This window comes from Streptomyces sp. MBT53 (assembly GCF_016654115.1).
In the GTDB taxonomy this organism is placed as follows: Bacteria; Actinomycetota; Actinomycetes; order Streptomycetales; family Streptomycetaceae; genus Streptomyces.
On sequence record NZ_JAEQAZ010000191.1, the window covers coordinates 1 to 20499 of the forward strand.

At 70.6% G+C, this 20499-nt stretch carries 21 protein-coding genes, 2 pseudogenes and 1 riboswitch; of the genes and pseudogenes, 9 read left to right on the top strand and 14 right to left on the bottom strand.

The window, feature by feature from the left end:
* The 6 genes and pseudogenes from JHN45_RS41900 to JHN45_RS41925 form a co-directional block, all read right to left on the bottom strand.
* Positions 1-261: pseudogene (locus JHN45_RS41900) on the bottom strand (hypothetical protein); the annotation flags it as partial.
* A complete protein-coding gene (locus tag JHN45_RS41905) occupies positions 245-736 on the bottom strand; it encodes an RNA polymerase sigma factor (RefSeq protein ID WP_200716845.1) in 492 nt (163 codons plus the stop codon). The pseudogene JHN45_RS41900 and the gene JHN45_RS41905, both read right to left, overlap by 17 nt.
* 85 nt (positions 737-821) lie before the next feature.
* The gene (locus JHN45_RS41910; RefSeq protein ID WP_201054604.1) at positions 822-1460 is read right to left on the bottom strand and encodes a class F sortase; all 639 of its coding nucleotides are present in this window, start codon (positions 1458-1460) and stop codon (positions 822-824) included.
* On the bottom strand, positions 1457-1825 hold the full coding sequence (locus tag JHN45_RS41915) for a Tat pathway signal sequence domain protein (RefSeq protein ID WP_200716841.1): 369 nt from the start codon (positions 1823-1825) through the stop codon (positions 1457-1459). Before JHN45_RS41915 ends, JHN45_RS41910 begins: the two co-directional genes overlap by 4 nt.
* A 170-nt stretch (positions 1826-1995) precedes the next feature.
* Positions 1996-2355: a nuclear transport factor 2 family protein gene (locus JHN45_RS41920; RefSeq protein ID WP_200716840.1), complete on the bottom strand. Its 360-nt coding sequence runs from the start codon at positions 2353-2355 to the stop codon at positions 1996-1998.
* Between the two features lie 110 nt (positions 2356-2465).
* Complete coding sequence (locus tag JHN45_RS41925; protein WP_201054605.1) at positions 2466-3506, bottom strand: ABC transporter permease; 1041 nt, start codon at positions 3504-3506, stop codon at positions 2466-2468.
* A gap of 109 nt (positions 3507-3615) precedes the next feature.
* Here JHN45_RS41925 and JHN45_RS41930 point away from each other — a divergent pair, with 109 nt between their 5' ends.
* Entirely contained in the window at positions 3616-4068 is a 453-nt protein-coding gene (locus tag JHN45_RS41930; RefSeq protein WP_201054606.1) for a MarR family winged helix-turn-helix transcriptional regulator, read from the top strand.
* A 25-nt stretch (positions 4069-4093) separates the two neighbouring features.
* Here JHN45_RS41930 and JHN45_RS54215 read toward each other — a convergent pair whose 3' ends face one another.
* The 4 genes from JHN45_RS54215 to JHN45_RS41945 form a co-directional block, all read right to left on the bottom strand.
* Positions 4094-4225: a hypothetical protein gene (locus JHN45_RS54215; RefSeq protein ID WP_268982461.1), complete on the bottom strand. Its 132-nt coding sequence runs from the start codon at positions 4223-4225 to the stop codon at positions 4094-4096.
* Positions 4226-4315: 90 nt separating this feature from the next.
* Positions 4316-5506 carry an extracellular solute-binding protein gene (locus tag JHN45_RS41935; RefSeq protein WP_201054607.1) on the bottom strand — a complete coding sequence of 397 codons (1191 nt, stop codon included), beginning with the start codon at positions 5504-5506 and terminating at the stop codon, positions 4316-4318.
* 109 nt (positions 5507-5615) lie between these two features.
* A complete protein-coding gene (locus JHN45_RS41940) occupies positions 5616-6836 on the bottom strand; it encodes a HAMP domain-containing sensor histidine kinase (protein WP_201054608.1) in 1221 nt (406 codons plus the stop codon).
* Positions 6833-7489, bottom strand: coding sequence for a response regulator transcription factor (locus JHN45_RS41945; RefSeq protein WP_200716820.1), 657 nt, complete (start codon positions 7487-7489; stop codon positions 6833-6835). The genes JHN45_RS41940 and JHN45_RS41945 overlap by 4 nt, the downstream gene beginning before the upstream one ends.
* Positions 7490-7610: 121 nt before the next feature.
* Between JHN45_RS41945 and JHN45_RS41950 the strand changes: the two genes are divergently transcribed.
* A complete protein-coding gene (locus tag JHN45_RS41950; RefSeq protein ID WP_201054609.1) occupies positions 7611-8240 on the top strand; it encodes a hypothetical protein in 630 nt (209 codons plus the stop codon).
* Between the two features lie 76 nt (positions 8241-8316).
* Here the strand turns inward: JHN45_RS41950 and JHN45_RS41955 are convergent, their stop codons facing one another.
* Positions 8317-9756, bottom strand: coding sequence for a gamma-aminobutyraldehyde dehydrogenase (locus JHN45_RS41955; RefSeq protein WP_201054610.1), 1440 nt, complete (start codon positions 9754-9756; stop codon positions 8317-8319).
* Positions 9757-9921: 165 nt separating this feature from the next.
* Here JHN45_RS41955 and JHN45_RS41960 point away from each other — a divergent pair, with 165 nt between their 5' ends.
* The 7 genes from JHN45_RS41960 (at position 9922) to JHN45_RS41990 (ending at position 16524) form a co-directional block, all read left to right on the top strand.
* Positions 9922-10437, top strand: coding sequence for an Lrp/AsnC family transcriptional regulator (locus JHN45_RS41960; protein ID WP_026178557.1), 516 nt, complete (start codon positions 9922-9924; stop codon positions 10435-10437).
* Positions 10422-11801: an aspartate aminotransferase family protein gene (locus JHN45_RS41965; protein WP_200716814.1), complete on the top strand. Its 1380-nt coding sequence runs from the start codon at positions 10422-10424 to the stop codon at positions 11799-11801. The genes JHN45_RS41960 and JHN45_RS41965 overlap by 16 nt, the downstream gene beginning before the upstream one ends.
* A gap of 202 nt (positions 11802-12003) precedes the next feature.
* Complete coding sequence (locus JHN45_RS41970; RefSeq protein WP_200716813.1) at positions 12004-12744, top strand: ABC transporter ATP-binding protein; 741 nt, start codon at positions 12004-12006, stop codon at positions 12742-12744.
* Complete coding sequence (locus JHN45_RS41975) at positions 12726-14069, top strand: hypothetical protein (RefSeq protein ID WP_201054611.1); 1344 nt, start codon at positions 12726-12728, stop codon at positions 14067-14069. Before JHN45_RS41970 ends, JHN45_RS41975 begins: the two co-directional genes overlap by 19 nt.
* Positions 14070-14130: 61 nt before the next feature.
* The gene (locus JHN45_RS41980; RefSeq protein WP_201054612.1) at positions 14131-14538 is read left to right on the top strand and encodes a VOC family protein; all 408 of its coding nucleotides are present in this window, start codon (positions 14131-14133) and stop codon (positions 14536-14538) included.
* 25 nt (positions 14539-14563) lie between these two features.
* On the top strand, positions 14564-15685 hold the full coding sequence (locus JHN45_RS41985) for an LOG family protein (RefSeq protein WP_201054613.1): 1122 nt from the start codon (positions 14564-14566) through the stop codon (positions 15683-15685).
* A 161-nt stretch (positions 15686-15846) separates the two neighbouring features.
* Entirely contained in the window at positions 15847-16524 is a 678-nt protein-coding gene (locus JHN45_RS41990) for an LAETG motif-containing sortase-dependent surface protein (protein WP_201054614.1), read from the top strand.
* Positions 16525-16582: 58 nt separating this feature from the next.
* Here the strand turns inward: JHN45_RS41990 and JHN45_RS41995 are convergent.
* From JHN45_RS41995 to JHN45_RS42005, 3 genes and pseudogenes are all read right to left on the bottom strand, one after another.
* Positions 16583-17624, bottom strand: a pseudogene (locus JHN45_RS41995) (ABC transporter ATP-binding protein).
* Positions 17625-19226: an iron ABC transporter permease gene (locus JHN45_RS42000; RefSeq protein ID WP_200716136.1), complete on the bottom strand. Its 1602-nt coding sequence runs from the start codon at positions 19224-19226 to the stop codon at positions 17625-17627.
* A gap of 59 nt (positions 19227-19285) precedes the next feature.
* Positions 19286-20365, bottom strand: a complete 1080-nt coding sequence (locus JHN45_RS42005; RefSeq protein ID WP_201054615.1) for a thiamine ABC transporter substrate binding subunit — start codon at positions 20363-20365, stop codon at positions 19286-19288.
* Positions 20362-20468, bottom strand: a riboswitch (TPP riboswitch). (Overlaps the previous gene by 4 nt.)
* Positions 20469-20499 lie beyond the last annotated feature (31 nt).

Consider the following 20499-nt stretch of genomic DNA (forward strand, 5'->3'; position numbering starts at 1 on the left):
GACCGTGGGAGTCACGGGTGAGTCGTGGTGGGCCAGGCGGAAGGGGAGGGCGGCGAGGACGAGGACCGCGCAGGTCGCGCCGGCGCCGGCCGCCGCGCGGAGCAGGCGGCGGCGGTGGGCGCCGCGGCGGATCGACTCGTAGCGGCCGGGGGGCGGGCCCAGGTACTCGGCGGAGGAGGGCCGCAGGATGACCGTGAGGGGGTCGTCGAGGGCGAAGTCGGGCTCACGCCCCGCGTCCTCCTCGTCAAAGTGTGTGGTCAAGGCTTCTCCTCAGATGGGCTCGGAGCAGTTCGCGGGCCGCGTGGAGGTCGGCCTTGATGGTTCCTTCCTTGCGCCCGGTCAGCACGGACACCTCCCGGATCGGCATGTCAGCGTAGTAGTGCAGGAGGATCGGGACGCGCAGTCGTTCCGGCAGCGACTGGACGAGCAGTCGTACGGACGGGTCGGTCTGTTCGGTGGGCGGTCGTATCGCTTCCTCGGTGGTGGCGCGGCGCACGGCCCGGCGTTCGCGCTCCAGTTTGCGCCAGTGGTCCCGGACCAGGTTGGCGGCGGTGACGTAGAGGAAGCCGCGCGGTTCCGCGACCTTCGTCCAGCGGGCCCAGAGCCGGGTGAAGGCCTCGGAGGCGATCTCGTGGGCCGTCTCGTCGTCGTCGACGAGCCGGCGGCACCAGCCGGCGAGGCGCGGGTAGACGGCGGCGAACAGTTCGGACGCTGCCGTCTCGCGGGACCGTTTCAACATGCTCCGTAGGGGGTGGTGAGGTTCACCGGGGAAGACCCCAGACCGCCGGCGGGGGTTCCGGCGGTCCGGGATCCGGACCGGGTCAGGGGCTCGCGGTGGTCAGGGCCGCGAAGACGATCACGTTGTCGAGGTAGCCCGTACCGGTACGGGTTCCGCCGCAGGTGATGAGCCGCAGTTCGGGGCGGTCCACGTTCCCGTACACCTCGTCCGACGGGAAGTCGGCCTTGGCGACCGTCCGCACCTCGGTGACGGCGAACACGGCCGTCGTGCCGTTCTCCAGGCCTACGTCGATCCGGTTGCCCGCGCGCAGCCGCGCGAGGTGGCGGAAGACCCCGTCCCCGTACGCGCCGACCGTCACATGCCCGAGGATCACCGACGGCCCGGTGCGGCCAGGGGTCGGCGAGTACCGGTACCAGCCCGCCCGGTCGTGCGCCGTGATCGGCGGCACCTGCACGGTGCCGTCCGCGGCCAGCCCCAGCCGCATGACCGGGGTGTCGACTCCGATGGCCGGGACGCGCAGGGTGACCGGGACGGACCGCGCGAGGGCGTGGACCGGCTTCGCGGCGGCGGACGGCGCGGCGGGCGTCGGGCTGCCCTGCTCCGAACTCCCCTGTTTCGCCGCGGAGTTCGTGGCCGGGGCGGTCCCGTCTCCGCCGCCGCAGCCGGTGAGCAGGGCCGCCGCCGACGCCGTGACGAAGGCGCGCCTGGAGAGCGAGGTCATGCCCCGGTCGCCCTCCGGCGCCGTACGACGACGAAGGCCCCGCCACCGACGACGGCCGCTGCGGCCGCCCCGCCGATCAGCGTGGTCGACAGGTCGGACGACTTCGACTCCGGCGCGACACCGGTGTCCGGGGCGCCGCGGGGGACGGTGGCGACCTGGCTCGGTGCCACGGTCGGTTCGGCGGAGGGCTCGGCGCTCCGGGTGGGGGCGGCGGTGGCGCTGGGGACCGGGGACGGCGCCGTGGTCGGCGCGGCGGTCGCGGCGCGGCTGGGTGACGCGGATGCCCCGTCGGCGAACGCGGGCGCGGTGCTCGCCAGTACGGCGCCGCACGCGAGTGCCATGGCGCTGAGGACAGTTCGGCGCATGAATCGCTCTCTCTCGTCGGCCGGCCCGCCTGGTCAGCCGGTGGTGCACCGGCGGGGCGGGTCACGGATCGAGCGGAGAGACGAGCCGGCGGGAGGGCGGGTTGTAAAGAGCGGGCAAAGTCCTGGAGGCGTAGGGGACTTCGCGGCTGTCCCGCGCCGCGCGTCGTGGCTCAGGCGTAGAGCGGGGCCAGGTCGATGTAGACGCGGAAGTCGTCGATGAGGCCTGTCTCGTCGACGCGCCACATGGTGACGGCGGGGACGGTGACGGTGTCGCCGGTCAGCCGGAAGTAGTCCACCGTCTCCTCGACGATGGCGTCGGCGCCGGTGTACCACTCGCGCACGACGTTGTGGCGCAGCCCCTTGATGGTGCCGAAGAAGGCGCCGATGCCGGCCGCTATCTCCTCGGGGCCGGTCATCGGCGCCGCGTTCCCGAAGCGCATCCGGCCCTGTAAGGCGAACAGACGGCTGAAGCCGACGGCGTCGGTCCCGTCGACCAGGGCGAAGACCCTGGCGGCGAATTCTGTGGGCATGGCGGGCTCCCTCTAGTCGAGACTCCGGTGACGGCACCGGCGGCCCGGTCCCTTTGTACGGCTGTACGGCGTCGAGCCTAGTCCGCGCCGGAGCAAGGGAGTTGACGCCTTCAGGCGGGTGTGGCCGCCTCGGTGGCCGCGGTGCCCCGCCGGTACACGTCCTTGAGGTAGAGGACGAGGGCGGCGCCGAGTATCCACACCGGGAGGATCACCAGGGCGCGGGTGAGGCCGTCGTTCTGGAAGCGGGACAGGCCCTGCATCGCGCGGACGCCGACACCGACCGGCAGGACCTCGGAGAGCGGGCGCAGCCAGCCGGGCAGATAGGCGGCCGGCATGATGCCGCCGCTGGTGCTGTTGCCGAGGATCAGCATGAGGATCGAGGCGAGGCTGACGCCGGCCGAGCCGAACAGCCGCAGCAGCACCATGGTCGTGCCGCCGACGGCCGCGCCCATCAGCGCGATGACCGTGACGAGCGGCACGAAGGAGCCGGGCAGCGCGCCGAAGCCGGTGCTTCCGGCGATGGTCGCGATCAGCAGTCCGCCGACGATGCCGAACAGGGCCAGGCTGGCCATCCGCCAGCGGTACTGGAGGCGGGGCGCGAGCTGGTAGGTGGTCATACCGAAGAGGTAGCCCGCGAGGACCAGGCCGAAGGCGGCGTAGAAGACGGAGAGGCCGCGGGTGTCCCCCGCTGCCGCCGGGGCCACGTCCTCGACGGCGAGTTCGTGGTGCTCGGCGTGGGCGACGGAGCCGAAGGCGGTGGTGACGGTCGCGGTGACGGCGGCGCCGTTCGCGCTGCCGTAGAGGAGCTTGCCGTCGCCGAGGTAGGCCGCGTAGACCTTCCTGTCCTGTACGGCGTTCCGGGCGGCGGACTCGTCGGGGTAGGTCTCGACGGTGAAGCCGCCCGGGGCGACGCGCTCCAGGTCCTGGCTCAGGTGGGTCTGTGCGGTGCCTATCTCCGTTGTGCCGACGCGGAGTTGGTGCGGGCGCGGGGCGTGGAAGGCGGCGAGGTAGACGCTGACGAACACGGTGCCGATCAGCAGCACGACCGCGACGGGGAGCAGGACGGCGCGCGTGTTTCCGGGGCCGGGGGGCGGGTGGGCCACGTCCAGGGCGTGCTTGTGAGCTTGTCGGACGGCGACTTGCTGGGACATCGGTGCGGTCCTAGATTAGAAGGCAACTGATATTATTTGTACATCACAATCAGCTGCCTTACAAAAATGTTCCCGAAACAGCGGAATCCCCGGAAGAGGTCCCACTCCCGTGCAACATCCCGACCGCCGCACCGGCTACGTCACCTGGCAGATCGGCCAGATCATGGCGGCCCGGATGGAGCGCGCCCTGCGCCCGCTCCGGTTGACCCTCGCCCAGCACCGGGCCCTGATGCAGGCCGTGCTCGATCCGGGGGTCTCCAGCGCGACCGCGGCACGCCGGGCGGCGATCACCCCGCAGTCCATGGGGACCGCGGTCAACGGGCTGGTGGAGCGGGGGATGCTGGAACGCCGGACCACGCCCGGCGACCGGCGCACCCAGCGGCTGCACGCCACCGAGGCCGGCGTCCGCCTCGCGGCCCAGGCCGCCGAGACGGTGGACGCGGCCCACGCGGAGGCGCTCCAGGCACTGACACCGGCCGAGCAGGAACAGGCGCACGCACTGCTGCTGAAGCTGCTGGCTTCGCTGAATCCGTCGGCGCTGGAGGGTGGCGGGGTGGAGTAGCGGGGCCGCCGGCGTCACTTCTCGCTCAGGGGCAAGGAGTGATGATCTCCCAGTCCTTCGCGGGATCCCCCGTCAGCAGGTACTCGCTCAAGTACAGGTCCGTGTCCTCGTGGAGATCGTCCTCCAACGCCCAGACGGACTCGCATTCCGGGCACATGAAGAACTTCCTGCCCGTGTCTTTGCGCTGGTAGCAACGCACCCGGTCCTGGCCGCAGTGGGCGCAGGAAACCCTTTCGGACGCGGCCACCTACAACCCCACGATCTTGTTCCACTCCTTCGCGAACTCCACCCGTTCCGTCGACGTGATGTCGCGGGCGATGGCGAGGTGCTTGCGCATGGTCGCGTCCGGGAAGATCAGGGGGTTTTCGGCGAGGGCCGCGGTGTCCTTGTCCTTGGAGGACGCGAGGACGTCCTGGGCGGCGGGGACGGGGCAGACGTAGTTGACCCAGGCGGCGAGTTCGGCGGCGACCTCGGGCTCGTAGTAGTAGTCGATCAGTTTTTCGGCGTTGGTCTTGTGGCGGGCCAGGTCGGGGATCATCAGGGAGTCCGCCCAGAGCTCGGCGCCCTCCTCGGGGACGACGAAGCGGATGTCCGGGTTGTCGGCCTGGAGCTGGATGACGTCGCCGGAGTACGCCTGACAGGCCAGGACGTCGCCGCTGACCAGGTCCTTGGTGTAGTCGTTGCCGGTGAAGCGGCGGATCTGCTTCCGGCTGATCTGGGTCTGGACCTGGTCGCACACCTTGTGGAAGTCCGCGGCGGTCCACTTGGTGATGTCGACGCCGTTGCCCTGCATCAGCAGCGCGAACGCCTCGTCGAGGCCGGAGAGCAGGGTGACCCGGCCCTTGAGGTCGCTCGCCCACAGGTCGGAGACGTGCCGGATCTCGCGGCCGAGCTTGCGGTGGTTGTACGCGATGCCGGTGATGCCCGACTGCCACGGCACCGTGTAGCGGCGGCCCGGGTCGAAGGCGGGCGAGCTGAGCTGCGGGTCGAGGTACTTCGCCACGTTGGGCTGCGCCGCCCGGTCCATCCGCTGGACCCAGCCGAGGCGGACGAACCGCGCGCACATCCAGTCGCTCATGACGATCAGGTCGCGACCGGTCTGCTGGTGGTTCATGAGGGCCGGGCTGATCTTGCCGAAGAACTCGTCGTTGTCGTTGATCTCCTCGATGTAGTCGACGGAGATCCCGGTGCGCTTCTCGAAGGCGTCGAGCGTGGGCCGCTTGGTCGCGTCGCTGTCATCGGTGTCGATGTACAGCGGCCAGTTCGCCCAGGTCAGCCGCTTGTCCTTGGTGGACAGATCGGCACCGGCACGGTCTCCCGCCTTCACATAGGCGGCGGGCACACCGCATCCGGCGAGCGCACCGAGCGCGGCGGTACCGCCGAGCGCGCGCAGCAGGGAGCGGCGGGAGGGCGAGTACGGCTTCGGAGTCTTGGGCACCCGCGCAGCATGACCCGCCGACCCGTGTCCGATCAATGGACGCTGCGTCCAGCGGCCACCCGCGGACCCGACACCTTGTCGATCGGTTGTCTGTGAAGTAACCGCCGGTTCACACGAGAGGTGCGGAGTGCGGGATCCCGACCGCTACAGGGGTGGAGGTGGGGGCCGGGCTCCGGTGTTCCGCCGGGGCGTACGGCGGCAGGGTCACCTCCACCACGAGGCCGCCCTGCGGACGGGTCCGCGCCCGCACCCGTCCGCCGTGCGCGGCGACCACCGCGGCCACGATGGACATGCCGAGGCCGAGGCCGTCCCGCTTACCGACGCGCTCCGCGCCCAGTCGCCGGAACGGCTGGAACAGTCCGGCGGCCTGGTCGGCCGGGATCACCGGCCCGCTGTTCTCGATCCGCAGCCCGGGCCGCCCCCACGCGTCCACTCCCGTCCACACGCTCACCCAACTCCCCTCCCCCGCCGGGAGGTTGTGCCGTACGGCGTTGTCGGTCAGGTTGACGACCAGCCGCTCGATGAGCTGGGGATCACCGAGAACGGGCGCGGATTCGAGCCGGGCCCGCACGGACAGTTCCACACCTCGCAACCGCTCCTCCACGACCGTCGCGAGATCCACGAACTCCCGTGTCTCAAGGCCGCGTTGGCTGCGGGCGAGGGTCAACAGCGCCTCGATCAGCCGCTCCTGCTCCTGCCCGGCCGCCCGCACCCGGGCCAGCGCCACGCGCAGCACCTGCGCCGGTGCGTCCGGGTCGGCGAGGGTGACGTCCACGATGGTCTGCTGGAGCGTGAGCGGGGTGCGCAGTTCGTGCGAGGCGTTGGCGACGAACTGCTTCTGCGCCTCGAACGCGCCCTCCAGCCTTGCCAGTACGGCGTCGAAGGTGTCCGCCATCGCCTTCAGCTCGTCGTCGGGACCGAGCACCGCGAGCCGTGCGTGCAGATTGTCGGCGGAGATCCGGCGGGCCGAGGCGGTCATGGTGCGCAGCGGCGACAGCACCCGGCCGGCCATCAGCCAGCCCAGCGCGAGCGAGGCCAGGGTCATCACGGCGAGCGCGATGACGGCGTAGACGACCAGCTGGTGCAACTGGTCGCTGCGGGCGGCCTCGGCGACAGCGGTGAGCGTCGGCGCGCTCACGGCGGGCACACCGCCGATCACCTGGGTGCTCGCCCCTGACCTGGCGGACACACCCCCGGTGGTCTGCGCGAGCAGGTACACGAAGGTCAGCAGGAGCGCGCCGGCACCCACGAACAGCGCGCCGTAGAGAAGGGTGAGGCGCCAGCGGACGGTGCGCGGCCCGTGCAGCCGGCGCAGGACCCGTGCCGTCATCGGATGCGGTACCCGGCCCGGTCCACCGTCTCGACCAACGGCGGTTCCCCCAGCTTCCGGCGCAGTCTGCTGACGGTGACCTTCACGGTCTGGCTGAACGGATCGGCGGCCTCGTCCCATGCCCGCTCCAGGAGTTCCTCGGTGGACACGACCGTCCCCTGCGCGCCGAGCAGGAGTTCCAGTACGGCGAACTCCTTGGGGCTGAGCGGCAGTTGGCAGCCGGCCCGGGTGACTTCCCGGCGGGCCGGGTCGAGCCGGAGTTCGCCGCGCACCAGGACCGGCGGCAGCGCGGGCTGCGCACGGCGGGCCAACGCCCTTATGCGGGCGACGAGTTCGGTGAACGCGAACGGCTTGGGCAGATAGTCGTCGGCGCCGAGTCCGAGCCCCGCGACCCGGTCGGCGACCGTCCCGGACGCGGTGAGCATCAGCACCCGCGCCCTGCTGTCCCCGGCGGCGAGCGTCCGGCACACCTGGTCGCCGTGGACGCCGGGCAGATCACGGTCGAGCACGACGACGTCGTAGCCGTTGATCTCCGCGCGCTCCAGGGCCGCAGGACCGTCGAACGCGAGGTCGACCGCCATGCCCTCGCGGCGCAGTCCCGCCGCCACCGTCTCGGCGAGTTCTTCGTGGTCCTCGACCACCAGCACACGCATGGCCGTCAGTGTGACGGGCGGGCGGTTACACGGGTATAAGGGCGGCTGTTCCGTCGCTGTAACCGTCCGGGCTGTTGTGTGGATCCCGTCCAGCGACACCCGTACACAGCAGGAGGAACACATGCGTCCACTGGCGACCAGGCCCAGGCGGCTCGTTCTCGGGATCGCCGTACTGTCGGCCGCGGCGCTCGGCTCCGTCACCGCCGCGGCGGCGCCCGCGTCCCACGCGACCGACTCCGGTTCCCACGGGACGGTCGTCTCCGGCAAGACCGTCGTCAAGCAGAAAGGCCAGGGCGGCAAGGAGTTCGGGTCCGGCAAAGGCGTTCCCTTCGCGGTCGAGTACACGCCGACCTCCCATGCCCCCGGCGACCTCAACGCGGCCAACACGCGCTTCGCCGCCTGCATGCGTGCGCAGGGGCAGTCGGTCTTCCCCGACTTCCACGCGTCCAAGGGCTCGGACGGCGGCGTCATGCTGCGCGTGCACATCAACGGCAAGGGCGGGCCCGGGCTCGACCCGACGTCGTCCGGCTACAAGAAGGCCATCGGTGCCTGCGGACCCATCCTGAAGAAGACCGGCATCACCTTCCCGAACCCGGGCAACCTGCCGGCGCCGCCGTCACAGCCGGCCCCGGGCAAGGGAGAGGGCGGCATCACCCGGCACGCCGAGGGCGGGAAGTCCGGCAAGCCGGGCGATCCCGGCAAGGTCACCTCCGAACTGCCCTCCCTCACCCGCGCCTTCGAGAACTCCTGACCATCCGGAGGGGGAAACAGCGCGGCCCCGGACGGATCAACTCCCGTCCGGGGCCGCGCACTTGTGCTCGTGTCGGCTACTCGCCCAGCGACGTCATCACGTGCTTGATGCGCGTGTAGTCCTCGAAGCCGTAGGCCGAGAGGTCCTTGCCGTAGCCGGACTTCTTGAAGCCGCCGTGCGGCATCTCCGCGACCAGCGGGATGTGGGTGTTGATCCACACGCAGCCGAAGTCGAGGGCCTTGGACAGGCGCATCGCGCGGGCGTGGTCCTTCGTCCACACGGAGGACGCGAGCGCGTAGTCGACGCCGTTCGCCCACTCGATCGCCTGGGCCTCGTCCGTGAACGACTGGACGGTGATGACCGGTCCGAAGACCTCGTTCTGGATGATCTCGTCGTCCTGCTTGAGACCGGAGACGACGGTCGGGGCGTAGAAGTAGCCGACGTCACCGACCCGTTGACCGCCCGCCTCCACCTTCGCGTGCGCGGGCAGCCGCTCGATGAAGCCGGTGACCTGCTTCAGCTGGTTGGGGTTGTTCAGGGGGCCGTAGAGCACGTCCTCGTCGTCCGGCTGGCCGGTCTTCGTCTCGGCCGCCGCCTTCGCGAGCGCGGCCACGAACTCGTCGTGGATGCCCTCCTGGACGAGGACGCGCGTCGCCGCCGTACAGTCCTGGCCCGCGTTGAAGAAGCCCGCGACCGAGATGTCCTCGACGGCCTTGGCGATGTCGGTGTCCTCGAAGACGACGACGGGAGCCTTGCCGCCCAGCTCCAGGTGGACCCGCTTGAGATCCTTGGACGCGGACTCGGCGACCGACATGCCGGCGCGCACGGAGCCGGTGATGGAGGCCATCGCCGGGGTGTGGTGCTCGACCATCAGCCGGCCGGTGTCGCGGTCGCCGGTGACGACGTTGAAGACGCCCTTGGGGAGGATCGAGCCGAGGATCTCGGCGATCAGGACGGTGGAGGCGGGGGTGGTGTCCGAGGGCTTCAGCACCACCGTGTTGCCGGCGGCCAGCGCCGGCGCGAACTTCCACACCGCCATCATCATCGGGTAGTTCCAGGGCGCGACCTGCGCACAGACGCCGATCGGCTCGCGGCGGATGATGGAGGTCATGCCCTCCATGTACTCGCCGGCCGAGCGGCCTTCGAGCATCCGGGCCGCGCCCGCGAAGAAGCGGATCTGGTCGACCATCGGCGGGATTTCCTCGGAGCGGGTCAGCCCGATCGGCTTGCCGGTGTTCTGCACCTCGGCCGCGATCAGTTCCTCGGCCCGCTCCTCGAACGCGTCCGCGATCTTCAGCAGGGCCCGCTGGCGCGCCGCGGGGGTCTCGTCCCGCCAGGCCGGGAACGCGGCGGCGGCGGCCGCCATCGCGGCGTCCACGTCCGCCGGCCCGGACAGCGGCGCGGTCGCGTACGCCTCTCCCGTCGCGGGATTGACCACCTCGGTGGTCCGTCCGTCGGCGGCGTCCCGGAACTCACCGTCGATGTAATTGCGCAGACGACGCAGCTCGGTGCTCACTGCCGGCCCTCCAAGTTCAGGTGTCCAATCACTGAGACACCCACCCTAATCGCCCGGCCCACGTTTTCAACACCCCTGGTCGCGCCAAGACTACGAAATCCGCAAGTCTCGACCTTGTAAACAACGAATTTCATCGAAGCGGCCTTGCGGAACGGTCGAGACGTCGTGCACAGTGAAGCCGTGGCCAGTCGTAGCGCAGAACACAGGGACTCCCGCGAGTCCAGGAACGGGACTCCGCATCTGGATTCCGTCTCCCTCGCCATCATCGAGCAGCTCCAGGAGGACGGCCGCCGGCCGTACGCCGCGATCGGCAAGGCCGTCGGCCTCTCCGAGGCGGCCGTGCGCCAGCGCGTCCAGAAGCTGCTCGACCAGGGCGTCATGCAGATCGTCGCCGTCACGGACCCGCTCACCGTGGGCTTCCGCAGACAGGCGATGGTCGGTGTCAACGTCGAGGGCGATGTCGAGAACGTGGCGGACGCGCTGACGGCCATGCCGGAAGTGGAGTACGTGGTGATGACCGCGGGCTCGTACGACCTCCTCGCCGAGATCGTCTGCGAGGACGACGACCACCTGCTGGACGTCATCAACAAACGCATTCGGGCGCTGCCCGGCGTGCGCTCCACCGAGAGCTTCGTTTATCTGAAGCTCAAGAAGCAGACCTACATGTGGGGAACCCGATAACCGTGAGCAAGGACCTCAGCCGCACCGCGTACGACCACCTGTGGATGCACTTCACCCGCATGTCCTCGTACGAGAACGCGCCCGTTCCCACGATCGTCCGTGGTGAGGGCACCTACATCTACGACGACAAGGGCAAGCGCTACCTCGACGGTCTCGCGGGTCTGTTCGTGGTCCAGGCCGGTCACGGCCGCGCCGAGCTGGCCGAGACCGCCGCCAAGCAGGCGCAGGAGCTGGCGTTCTTCCCCATCTGGTCGTACGCCCACCCCAAGGCCGTGGAGCTCGCGGAGCGTCTCGCGCACTACGCGCCCGGCGACCTGAACAAGGTCTTCTTCACCACCGGCGGCGGCGAGGCCGTCGAGACCGCGTGGAAGCTCGCCAAGCAGTACTTCAAGCTCCAGGGCAAGCACACCAAGTACAAGGTCATCTCGCGCGCGGTCGCCTACCACGGCACCCCGCAGGGCGCCCTGTCCATCACCGGACTCCCCGCCCTCAAGGCCCCCTTCGAGCCGCTCGTCCCGGGCGCGCACAAGGTCCCGAACACCAACATCTACCGCGCCCCGCTGTTCGGCGACGACCCGGAGGCCTTCGGCCGCTGGGCCGCCGACCAGATCGAGCAGCAGATCCTGTTCGAGGGCCCGGAGACGGTCGCCGCGGTCTTCCTGGAGCCGGTGCAGAACGCGGGCGGCTGCTTCCCGCCCCCGCCCGGCTACTTCCAGCGCGTGCGCGAGATCTGCGACCAGTACGACGTACTCCTGGTCTCCGACGAGGTCATCTGCGCGTTCGGCCGCCTCGGCACGATGTTCGCCTGCGACAAGTTCGACTACGTGCCGGACATGATCACCTGCGCCAAGGGAATGACCTCGGGCTACTCCCCGATCGGCGCCTGCATCATCTCCGACCGTCTGGCCGAGCCGTTCTACAAGGGCGACAACACCTTCCTGCACGGCTACACCTTCGGCGGCCACCCGGTCTCCGCCGCGGTCGGCCTCGCCAACCTCGACATCTTCGAGCGCGAGGGCCTCAACCAGCACGTCCTCGACAACGAGGCCAACTTCCTGGGGACCCTCCAGAAGCTGCACGACCTCCCGATCGTCGGCGACGTCCGCGGCAACGGCTTCTTCTACGGCATCGAGCTGGTCAAGGACAAGGCCACCAAGGAGACCTTCACGGACGAGGAGTCGGAGCGCGTGCTCTACGGCTTCGTCTCCAAGAAGCTCTTCGAGTACGGCCTCTACTGCCGCGCCGACGACCGCGGTGACCCGGTCATCCAGCTGTCGCCGCCGCTGATCTCCGACCAGTCGACCTTCGACGAGATCGAGGGCATCGTCCGCCAGGTCCTCACGGAGGCCTGGACGAAGCTCTGACCCCAGGTTCAGATCTTCCTTCTGGATGATCAATACCGGCCCCGGCGCCGCCGTTCGAGTGAGAAACGGCGGCCCGGGGCCGTGTGCTGTCCGGGCTCCCGTCGACCGCTCCTTAGCGTGCCAGTGACCGATCGGCCCCCTCTTCGTTCCCCCGGACGGGGGATGCGATACGGGAAAACGGATCTGAACGAGGTGTACGCGCATGGTGGCCCCGCCGGACAACGACGTGCTCTGGGCACGTGCCCTGCACTTCCAGCACCACGACGGAACGCCCGCGCTCGGCGGGGTCTCGCTCGGCGTCCGGGAGGGCGAGATCCTCGCCGTCAGCGGCCCGCGCGGCAGCGGCAAGACGACCCTCCTGCGCTGCCTCTCCGGGCTCGAGCGCCCCAGCCGCGGCGAGGTCTGGTTCAACAGCGTGCCCGTGCACACCATGGGCCCGATGACCCGCGAACGGCTGCGCCGCGACCGCTTCGGCTGGATCGACCCGGCGCCCGTACTCGTCCCCGAGCTGAACGTCTGGGAGAACGCGGCCCTCCCCCTGATGCTGCGCGGCACCAGCCGCCGCCGGGCCAAGACCGCCGCCCTGGAGTGGCTGGACCGCCTCGACATCGGCGACCACGCCCGCAAACGCCCGCACGAACTGCGCCAGGCGGAGCGCCAGCGCGTCTCCATCGCCCGTGCGCTGGCCCCGGCGCCGACGGTCCTGTTCGCCGACGAGCCGACGGCCCCGCTGCACAGCGCGGACCGCGCCCAGGTCCTGCGCACGCTCACCACGGCCGCCCGCTCGCACGGCATCACGGTCGTCCTCGCGACCCACGAGGCGGAGACCGCGGCCCTCGCGGACCGTACGGTGTCGCTCCTCGACGGACGCCGTGTGAACACCGTCCACCTTCCCCCGGTCACCGAGGCGGAAGGCCGGGCCGCGTGCTCGCTCTCCGTCTGACCCGCGGCTCGCAGCCCGCCGTCCAACTGCGCCGCCTGCTGGTGTCGGCGGCCTCGGCGGGCACGGGCTTCCTCCTGCTCTGCACCCTCGGCTACGCGATGGGCCACCCCGACTCCCCCGCCGCCGCGGCCCTCCGCCTCGGCTGGTGCGCGACCCCGCTGGCCGCCACCGTCTACTTCGCGATGGCCGTCGCCCGCACCGACCCGGCGACCAGACCCCGCCCCGGCCTCTCCGCGATCGGCCTCGGCCCCGCCCGCCTGATGGCCATCTCGGCGACCACGACCGCGCTGGCCTGCACCCTCGGCTCCATGCTGGCGCTCCTCTTCTTCCTCCACCTGCGCGGCGACCTCACCGGCATGCCCTTCGACGGAGCGGCGGCGGAGTTCCTGGCCTCGGACCAGCCCCTGCCCCTCCCCGCCGCCCTGACCCTCCTCGCCCTCGTACCGGTCACCGCCTCCGTCGCGGTGGTCCTCGCCCTGCGCCCCCGGGACCTCCGCCCCGCCTCCGAGAAGGGCCCGGCGAGGTCGTACGGCCGCTTCGGCGTGCAGGGCCGTCCGGACCGCCGCGAGACCTTCGGGGCGTACGGCCGTTTCGGCGCGCACCTGCGTGCGGGGGCGCGCGGCGGCGAGCAGGAGCCCGAACAGCCCGCGCAGGCCGAGCAGTTGGAGGGCGCGGACGTCACCGCTTCCGACCCCTCGCGCCCCCCGGCTCCGCGGGAAGCGCCCCGAGGTCTCCCCTGGGGCATCGCGGTGCTGGCCGCCGGGCTCGCCGTGGAGGCGTACGCGAGCCGGGCGAAGGACGGCGGCGGGCTGTCGCTGCCCGGCGGGCTCGCCGACGGGCCGGCGAGTGTCCTGGCCGGCTGGGTGCTGACCGCGATCGGACTCGCGCTGGCTGGACCCGGACTCACCCATCTCTGCGGCCGGCTGCTCCAGTCCGTCGGCCCCGGCGCGCTGCGGCTGCTGGCCGGACGGGTGCTGATGGAGGAGTCGACCCGGATCGGGCGCCCGCTGGGCGTGGTGTGCGCGGTGGCGTCCGGCGGCTTCGCGATGACGGCGCTCTACGACGCGGACGCCCCGGCCTTCGGCCCGCTGACCACGCTCGGCCTGCTCCTGGTCACCGGCTGCACGGTGGCGACCCTGCTCACCGCCGCGCTGGAGGCCAAGCACGCCCGCGCCGAGACCACGGCCGCGCTGCTGCGCCTCGGCGCCCCCGCGACGATGCTGCGCAGCGCGGCGGCCCTGCGTGCGGGCGCCCTGCTGGCCCTGTTCCTCCCGCTGACCCTGTTCGTGGCCGAGCTGGCGGCGCTGCCGCTGGCCGGCCGATGAGTTTCGTACGGACGGCCGGTCTACCCACCGAACAGCACGCCCGCCCGATGGGAGACCTCGTATGTACCAGCAGATGATCTTCGTGAACCTGGCCGTGAACGACGTCGACGCGTCGAGGAAGTTCTTCACGGAGCTCGGCTACTCGATCAACCCCCAGTTCAGCACCGACGAATGCGCCTGTGTCGTGATCAGCGACACGATCATCGCGATGCTCCTCGGCAAGCAGCGGTACAGCGACTTCACCAAGAAGGAGATCGCCGACTCGACGAAGACCAGCGAGGTGCTGCTGTGTCTGAGCGCCGAGAGCCGCGAGAAGGTCGACGAGCTGGTCGACAAGGCCATCGCGTCCGGCGGCACGGGCAGCGGTGACGCCATCGACCAGGGCTTCATGTACGGCCGTTCCTTCGACGACCCCGACGGCCACACCTGGGAGGTCATGTGGATGGACCCGGCGGCGGTCCAGGGCTGACGGTCGGGATGCCTAGCATGGGCGCGTGCAGACGAGCCCGGCCCATGCGGCCCCTCACGACGAACGCGAGATCGAGACGGTCGAGGACTTCGACGCGACCGTCTCGGCCCGCGGCACCCTCGCCGGGTACCGCGTCCAGGCCGTCGATCTGACGGACCGTACAAAGGAGTTGCTCACCACCAGCACCGCGGGCGCCGTCTTCCTCGGCTGCCCGATGCGCGAAGAGGCCGCCGCGAAACTCCGCGCCGACGGCGCCCTGGTCTTCCCGCCGGTGCCACATCTCCCCTTCGACCCCTACCGCGGCCATCTCTACGCGCCGGACGAGCTGTTCGCCTCGCTCGACAAGGGGTACGAGGGGACTCCGGACGCGCTCGCGTACGCCTGGTTCCAGCGGACCAAGGCGGACGGCGACATATACGCCTCGATGCTGCGCGCCGTCCACGACGACTCGATCTCCGACGCCCTCGACGAACTCCTGCGCGGGGCGCGGGTGGTGGGCGTGATGGGCGGCCACGCGATGGCGCGCGGGACGGAGGCCTACGGCGGTGCCGCGCGCCTGGGCCGGGAGTTGAGCCGCTCCGGGTTCACGGTGGCCACCGGCGGCGGCCCCGGCGCGATGGAGGCGGCCAACCTGGGCGCGTACGCGGCGCCGTACGAGGACGCGATGCTGGAAGAGGCGTGCGAACTCCTCGCCGCCTCCCCGTCGTTCAGCCCCTCGATCACCGACTGGGCGCGGCGCGCCTTCGAGGTCCGCGACCGCTGGCCCAAGGGCAACCACTCGATCGGCATCCCGACCTGGTTCTACGGCCATGAGCCGCCGAACGCCTTCGCCTCGCACATCGCCAAGTACTTCGCCAACGCCACCCGCGAGGACGGCCTGTTGGCCCGCTCCAACGCGGGGGTGGTGTTCCTGCCGGGCGCGGCCGGGACCGTACAGGAGATCTTCGACAACGCGACGCCGAACTACTACGAGTCGCGCGGGGAGCCCACGCCGATGGTTCTGGTGGACCGGGAGCACTGGACGGAGCGGCTGCCGACGTGGCCGCTGCTGTGTGCACTTGCCCGGGAACGGTCGATGGAGAGCCGTATCGCCCTCGTTGACCGTATCGAGGAGGCTCCGGAGGCGCTGAAACGTCTCGCTCATTAAAGTGCAGGTAAAGCCAACTGCTGCACACCGCATATGCATTGACACTGCTTACGCAGCACTTATAGACCAGTGAGACTCCTGGGGGTGGTGGTGCCTCACCTCGAACGCTGCCTCATCTCCCCCTAAACCCCCCGCAGTTGCACATCCCGTGAAGGGCAAACGTGTCCATATCTCGACGTTCCGTACGCATCCTCGGTGTCGCGTCCGCCTCGGCCGCGCTCGCGCTCGGATTCGCGGGCAACGCGCTCGCCTGCACCATCGGCGACTTCTCCGCCGAAGCCACGTGTGACGGCACCAACGGTGTCATCACCGTCACCGACAAGGACGCCTCGGCCACCGAGGCGACCATCACGGTGTTCCTGGAGAACAACGGCTCCGACGCCAAGCAGGTCGGCGAGGCGCAGACCGTCAAGGGCAAGGGCGAAACCGTCACCTTCTCCGAGGACTGGCAGCCGAACGCGACGTACCGCGTCCACGTCAAGGCCGGCAACAAGGTCGACGAGGACATCTCGCCGAACCTGACCACCCCGTCCAAGGCCTGCGCGACGGAGTCACCCACCCCGACTCCGACCGAGGCTTCTCCCACCCCGTCGGAGACCCCCTCGGCCCCGGCCGAGTCCGACACCCCGACCCCGTCGGCCTCGGAGAGCAGCAGCACCGCCCCCGCCACGACGACGGACAACGCGCCGTCCCCGGCGGCCGGTAGCTCGAACCTCGCCGAGACCGGTGCCAACTCCAACACCGGCATGATCGCCGGTATCGCGGGCGCCTTCGTCGTCGCGGGCGGCGGAGCCGTCTACTACGGCATGCGCCGCCGCGGTGCGACCAACGGCCGCTGATCCACCCGCTGTCGCTGTTGTGGCCCGTCCGGTTCGTGGGGACGGGCCACACGCATGTCTACGCGCCGTCGAGTACGACGACCTCGGCCGCGTCGAACTCCACCCCGACCGTGTCCCCGACCTCCGGCGCCGCCCGCAGCGCACACGCCGCCTCGAGCCGCGGCGCACCCNAGCTGTACGGCGACATGGGTGCCCCGGAAGGTGCGGGCGGCGACCGTGCAGCGCAGGCCCTCCTCGGCGGGCAACAGGCGTACGCCCGCGGGACGTACGAGGAGCGTGCGGGCGCCCTGGGGAGCGTCCTCGGGGACCGGCACCTTGCCCCAGGGGGTGTCGGCGGCCTCTCCCGTGACCGTGGCCCCCACCACGTTGTCGAAGCCGAGGAAACGGGCCACGAACTCGTCGGCGGGGCGCTGCCAGACCTCAAGTGGCGTACCGGACTGGGCGATCCGCCCGTCCCGCATCACCACAACCCGGTCGGCCAGCGCGAACGCCTCGCCCTGGTCGTGCGTGACCGCGAGCACGGTCGTGCCCAACGCCCCGAACAGCTCCCGGAGTTCGACGACCAGCCGCTCCCGCAGTGACCGGTCGAGCTGGCCGAGCGGTTCGTCGAGCATGAGCAGCCGGGGGCGGGGCGCGAGGGCGCGGGCGAGCGCCACGCGTTGCTGCTCACCGCCGGACAGCCCCGCGACGGCACGGCGGGCGGCACCCGGGAGTCCGACGAGGTCAAGCAACTCGCCGACCTGGGCGTCCTGTTGCTTCCTGGACGCCCCGCGCATGCGCGGCCCGAAGGAGACATTGCCGGCCACGTCCCGCTGCGGGAAGAGCTGGTGGTCCTGGAACATCAGGCCCACGCCCCGCTTGTGCGCGGGCACCCCTGCCTGGTCATGTCCGTCGAGCAACACCCGCCCGGAGTCCAGGGGTTGCAGCCCGGCCACCACCCGCAGCAGCGTCGACTTGCCGCTGCCGCTGGGTCCGAGCACACACACGATCTCGTGCTCGGCGACACCGAGATCGACGGCGTCCAGTACCGGGCGCCCGCCGAACCGTACGGTCGCGTCCGTGAGACTGAGCAGCATGTTCGGCGAAGTCTTCGGCGGCATCTAGAACTCCCCGGTCCGGTCCGTGCGCAGCCGCTCCAGGACCAGCAGGGCCACCGCGCACACCACCATCAGAATCGTCGAAAGGGCCATCGCCTGGCCGTAGTTGAGATCACCCGGCCGGGACAGCAGCCGGGCCACGGCGACCGGCAGCGTCGGGTTGTCGGGCCGCGCGATGAACACGGTCGCCCCGAATTCCCCCAGCGACACCGCGAACGCGAACCCGGCGGCGATCAGCAACGCCCGCCGTACGAGGGGCAGATCGACCTCGCGCCACACCCGCCAGGGCGAGGCCCCGAGCACGGCCGCCGCCTCCCGCAGCCGCCCGTCCACCGCCCGCAGCACGGGCAGCATGGTCCGTACGACGAAGGGGACGCCGACCAGCGCCTGCGCGAGCGGCACCAGGATCCATGAACTCCGCAGATCCACCGGGGGTTTGTCGAGCGAGATCAGGAACCCGAAGCCGACGGTCACCGCCGACACCCCGAGCGGCAGCATCAGCAACGCGTCGAAGCCCCGTACCAAGCGGCCCGCGTCGCGCCGGGTCAGGGCCGCGGCGGCGAGACCGCCGATCACCACGGCGATGGCGGTGGCGGCGACGGCGTACTCCAGCGAGTTGCCGATCGCGGCGATCGGCGGGACCAGGAAGGTGCCGCCGTCGTCGTGGGTCAGCGCCCGGTAGTAGCCGAAGTCCGGTGTGTCGAGCGACCGTTGGACCAGCACGGCGAGCGGCAGCACGAGCAGCAGCAGGATCGAGACGAGGACTCCGGCGAGCAGGGACCACTGGCCGGCTCCGCGCGGGCGCCGTGCGGTCACCGCCGGGTCCACGAGCCGTAGGGCCGTCTCCCGTCGCCGTACCGTCCAGGCGTGCACGGCGAGGATCGCGCCCACCGCGACGAACTGGACGATCGTCAGCACGGCCGCCGTGGAGAGGTCGAAGATCTCCGAGGTCTGGCGGTAGATCTCCACTTCGAGGGTCGAGAAGGTCGGGCCGCCGAGGATCTGCACCACGCCGAAGGACGTGAAGGTGAAGAGGAAGACCATCAGCGCGGCGGCGGCCACGGCGGGCGCGAGCGCGGGCAGCGTCACCTTCCGCCAGGCCCGCAGCCGGGACGCCCCGAGCATGCGCGCGGCCTCCTCCTGACGCGGGTCGAGCTGGGCCCAGAGGCCGCCCACCGTCCGTACGACGACCGCGTAGTTGAAGAAGACGTGCGCGAGCAGGATGGCCCACACGGTGGTGTCCAGCCGTACGCCCCACAGGTCGTCGAGGAGCCCACCCCGGCCGAGGAGCGCGAGGAAGGCCGTACCGACGACGACCGTGGGCAGCACGAAGGGGACCGTCACGACGGCCCGCAGCACGTTCCGTCCCGGGAAGTCGAAGCGCGCGAAGACGTACGCGCCGGGGAGCGCGATCAGCAGCGTGAGCGCGGTGGAGGCGAGCGCCTGCCAGGTGGTGAACCACAGCACGTGCCGGATGTCGGACTGGGCCAGTACGTCCGCGATCCGGCCCAACTGCCAGGCGCCGTCGACCTTCAGGCCCCGTCCGACGATCGCGACGACGGGGTAGGCGAAGAACACCGCGAAGAACGCGACGGGCAGCGCCATGAGGCCCAGCCTCGTCACGCCGCCCCTGTTTTTGAGGGACCTGCGCGGTGCTGCTTCCGTTACTTCAGTACGAGCGAGGTCCACGACTTGACCCACTGGTCCCGGTCGGCGGCGATCTTCGCGGGGGCCATGGTCTCGGGGTCCTTGGCCTGCGGACCGTACTGCGTGAACTCGGCCGGCACGGTCGCGCCCTCGACCACCGGGTAGACGAACATGTTGAGCGGCATGTCCTGCTGGAACTCCTTGGTCAGCAGGAAGTCGATGAAGGCCTTGCCGCCCTTGGTGTTCTTGGCGTTGCTGAGCAGGCCCGCGTACTCGGTCTGCCGGAAGCAGGTGCCGTACGACACCCCGGTGGGCGCGGTCGTCGGCTTCGGGTCGGCGTAGATGACCTCGGCGGGCGGCGAGGAGGCGTACGAAACGACGAGGGGCCGGTCGCCGCCCGCCTTCTTGCCGCCTGCGGAGCCGGAGAACTCCTGGTCGTAGGCCTGCTCCCAGCCGTCAACGACTTTGACGCCGTTGGCCTGGAGCTTCTTCCAGTACGCCTGCCAGCCGTCGTCCCCGAACTGGGCCGCGCTGCCCAGCAGGAAGCCGAGGCCGGGTGAGGAGGTGGCCGCGTTCTCGGTGACGAGGAGGTTCTTGTACTCGGGCTTGACCAGGTCCGCGAAGGTGGTCGGCGGGGTCAGCTTGTGCTTGCTGAAGTACGCCTTGTCGTAGTTGACGCAGATGTCGCCGGTGTCGATGGGCGTGACCCGGTGCTTGGTCTCGTCGACGCGGTACGCGGGCTTGACGGTGGCGGAGCCCTTCGCGTCGTAGGACTGGAAGAGGCCGTTGTCGAGCGCGCGGGAGAGCAGGGTGTTGTCGACGCCGAAGAAGACGTCGCCCTGGGGGTTGTCCTTGGTGAGGATCGCCTTGTTGACGGCCTGTCCGGCGTCGCCGTCCTTGAGGACCTTGACGGTGTACCCGGACTGCTTTTCGAAGTCTTTCAGCACGTTCTTCGAGACGGCCCAGGAGTCGTGGCTGACGAGGGTGACGGTCTTGTCGGATCCGGAGCCGCCGCTCCCGTCCGACCCCGACCCGCACGCGGAGAGCGTGACCAGGCCGAGGCCCACGAGGACAGCACAGTACTTCTTGGTGTTCACGGTGATGACCGAACTTCCTACCCAGAATGACCTGGGCGAGGTTCAGAGGGTCTGCGGCCCGATTGCCGCACTCTCAGCGCTGCGCGCTCCCCTGTCGGATATGAAGGTGTACGTACAGGTGGTACGGGGTTGTA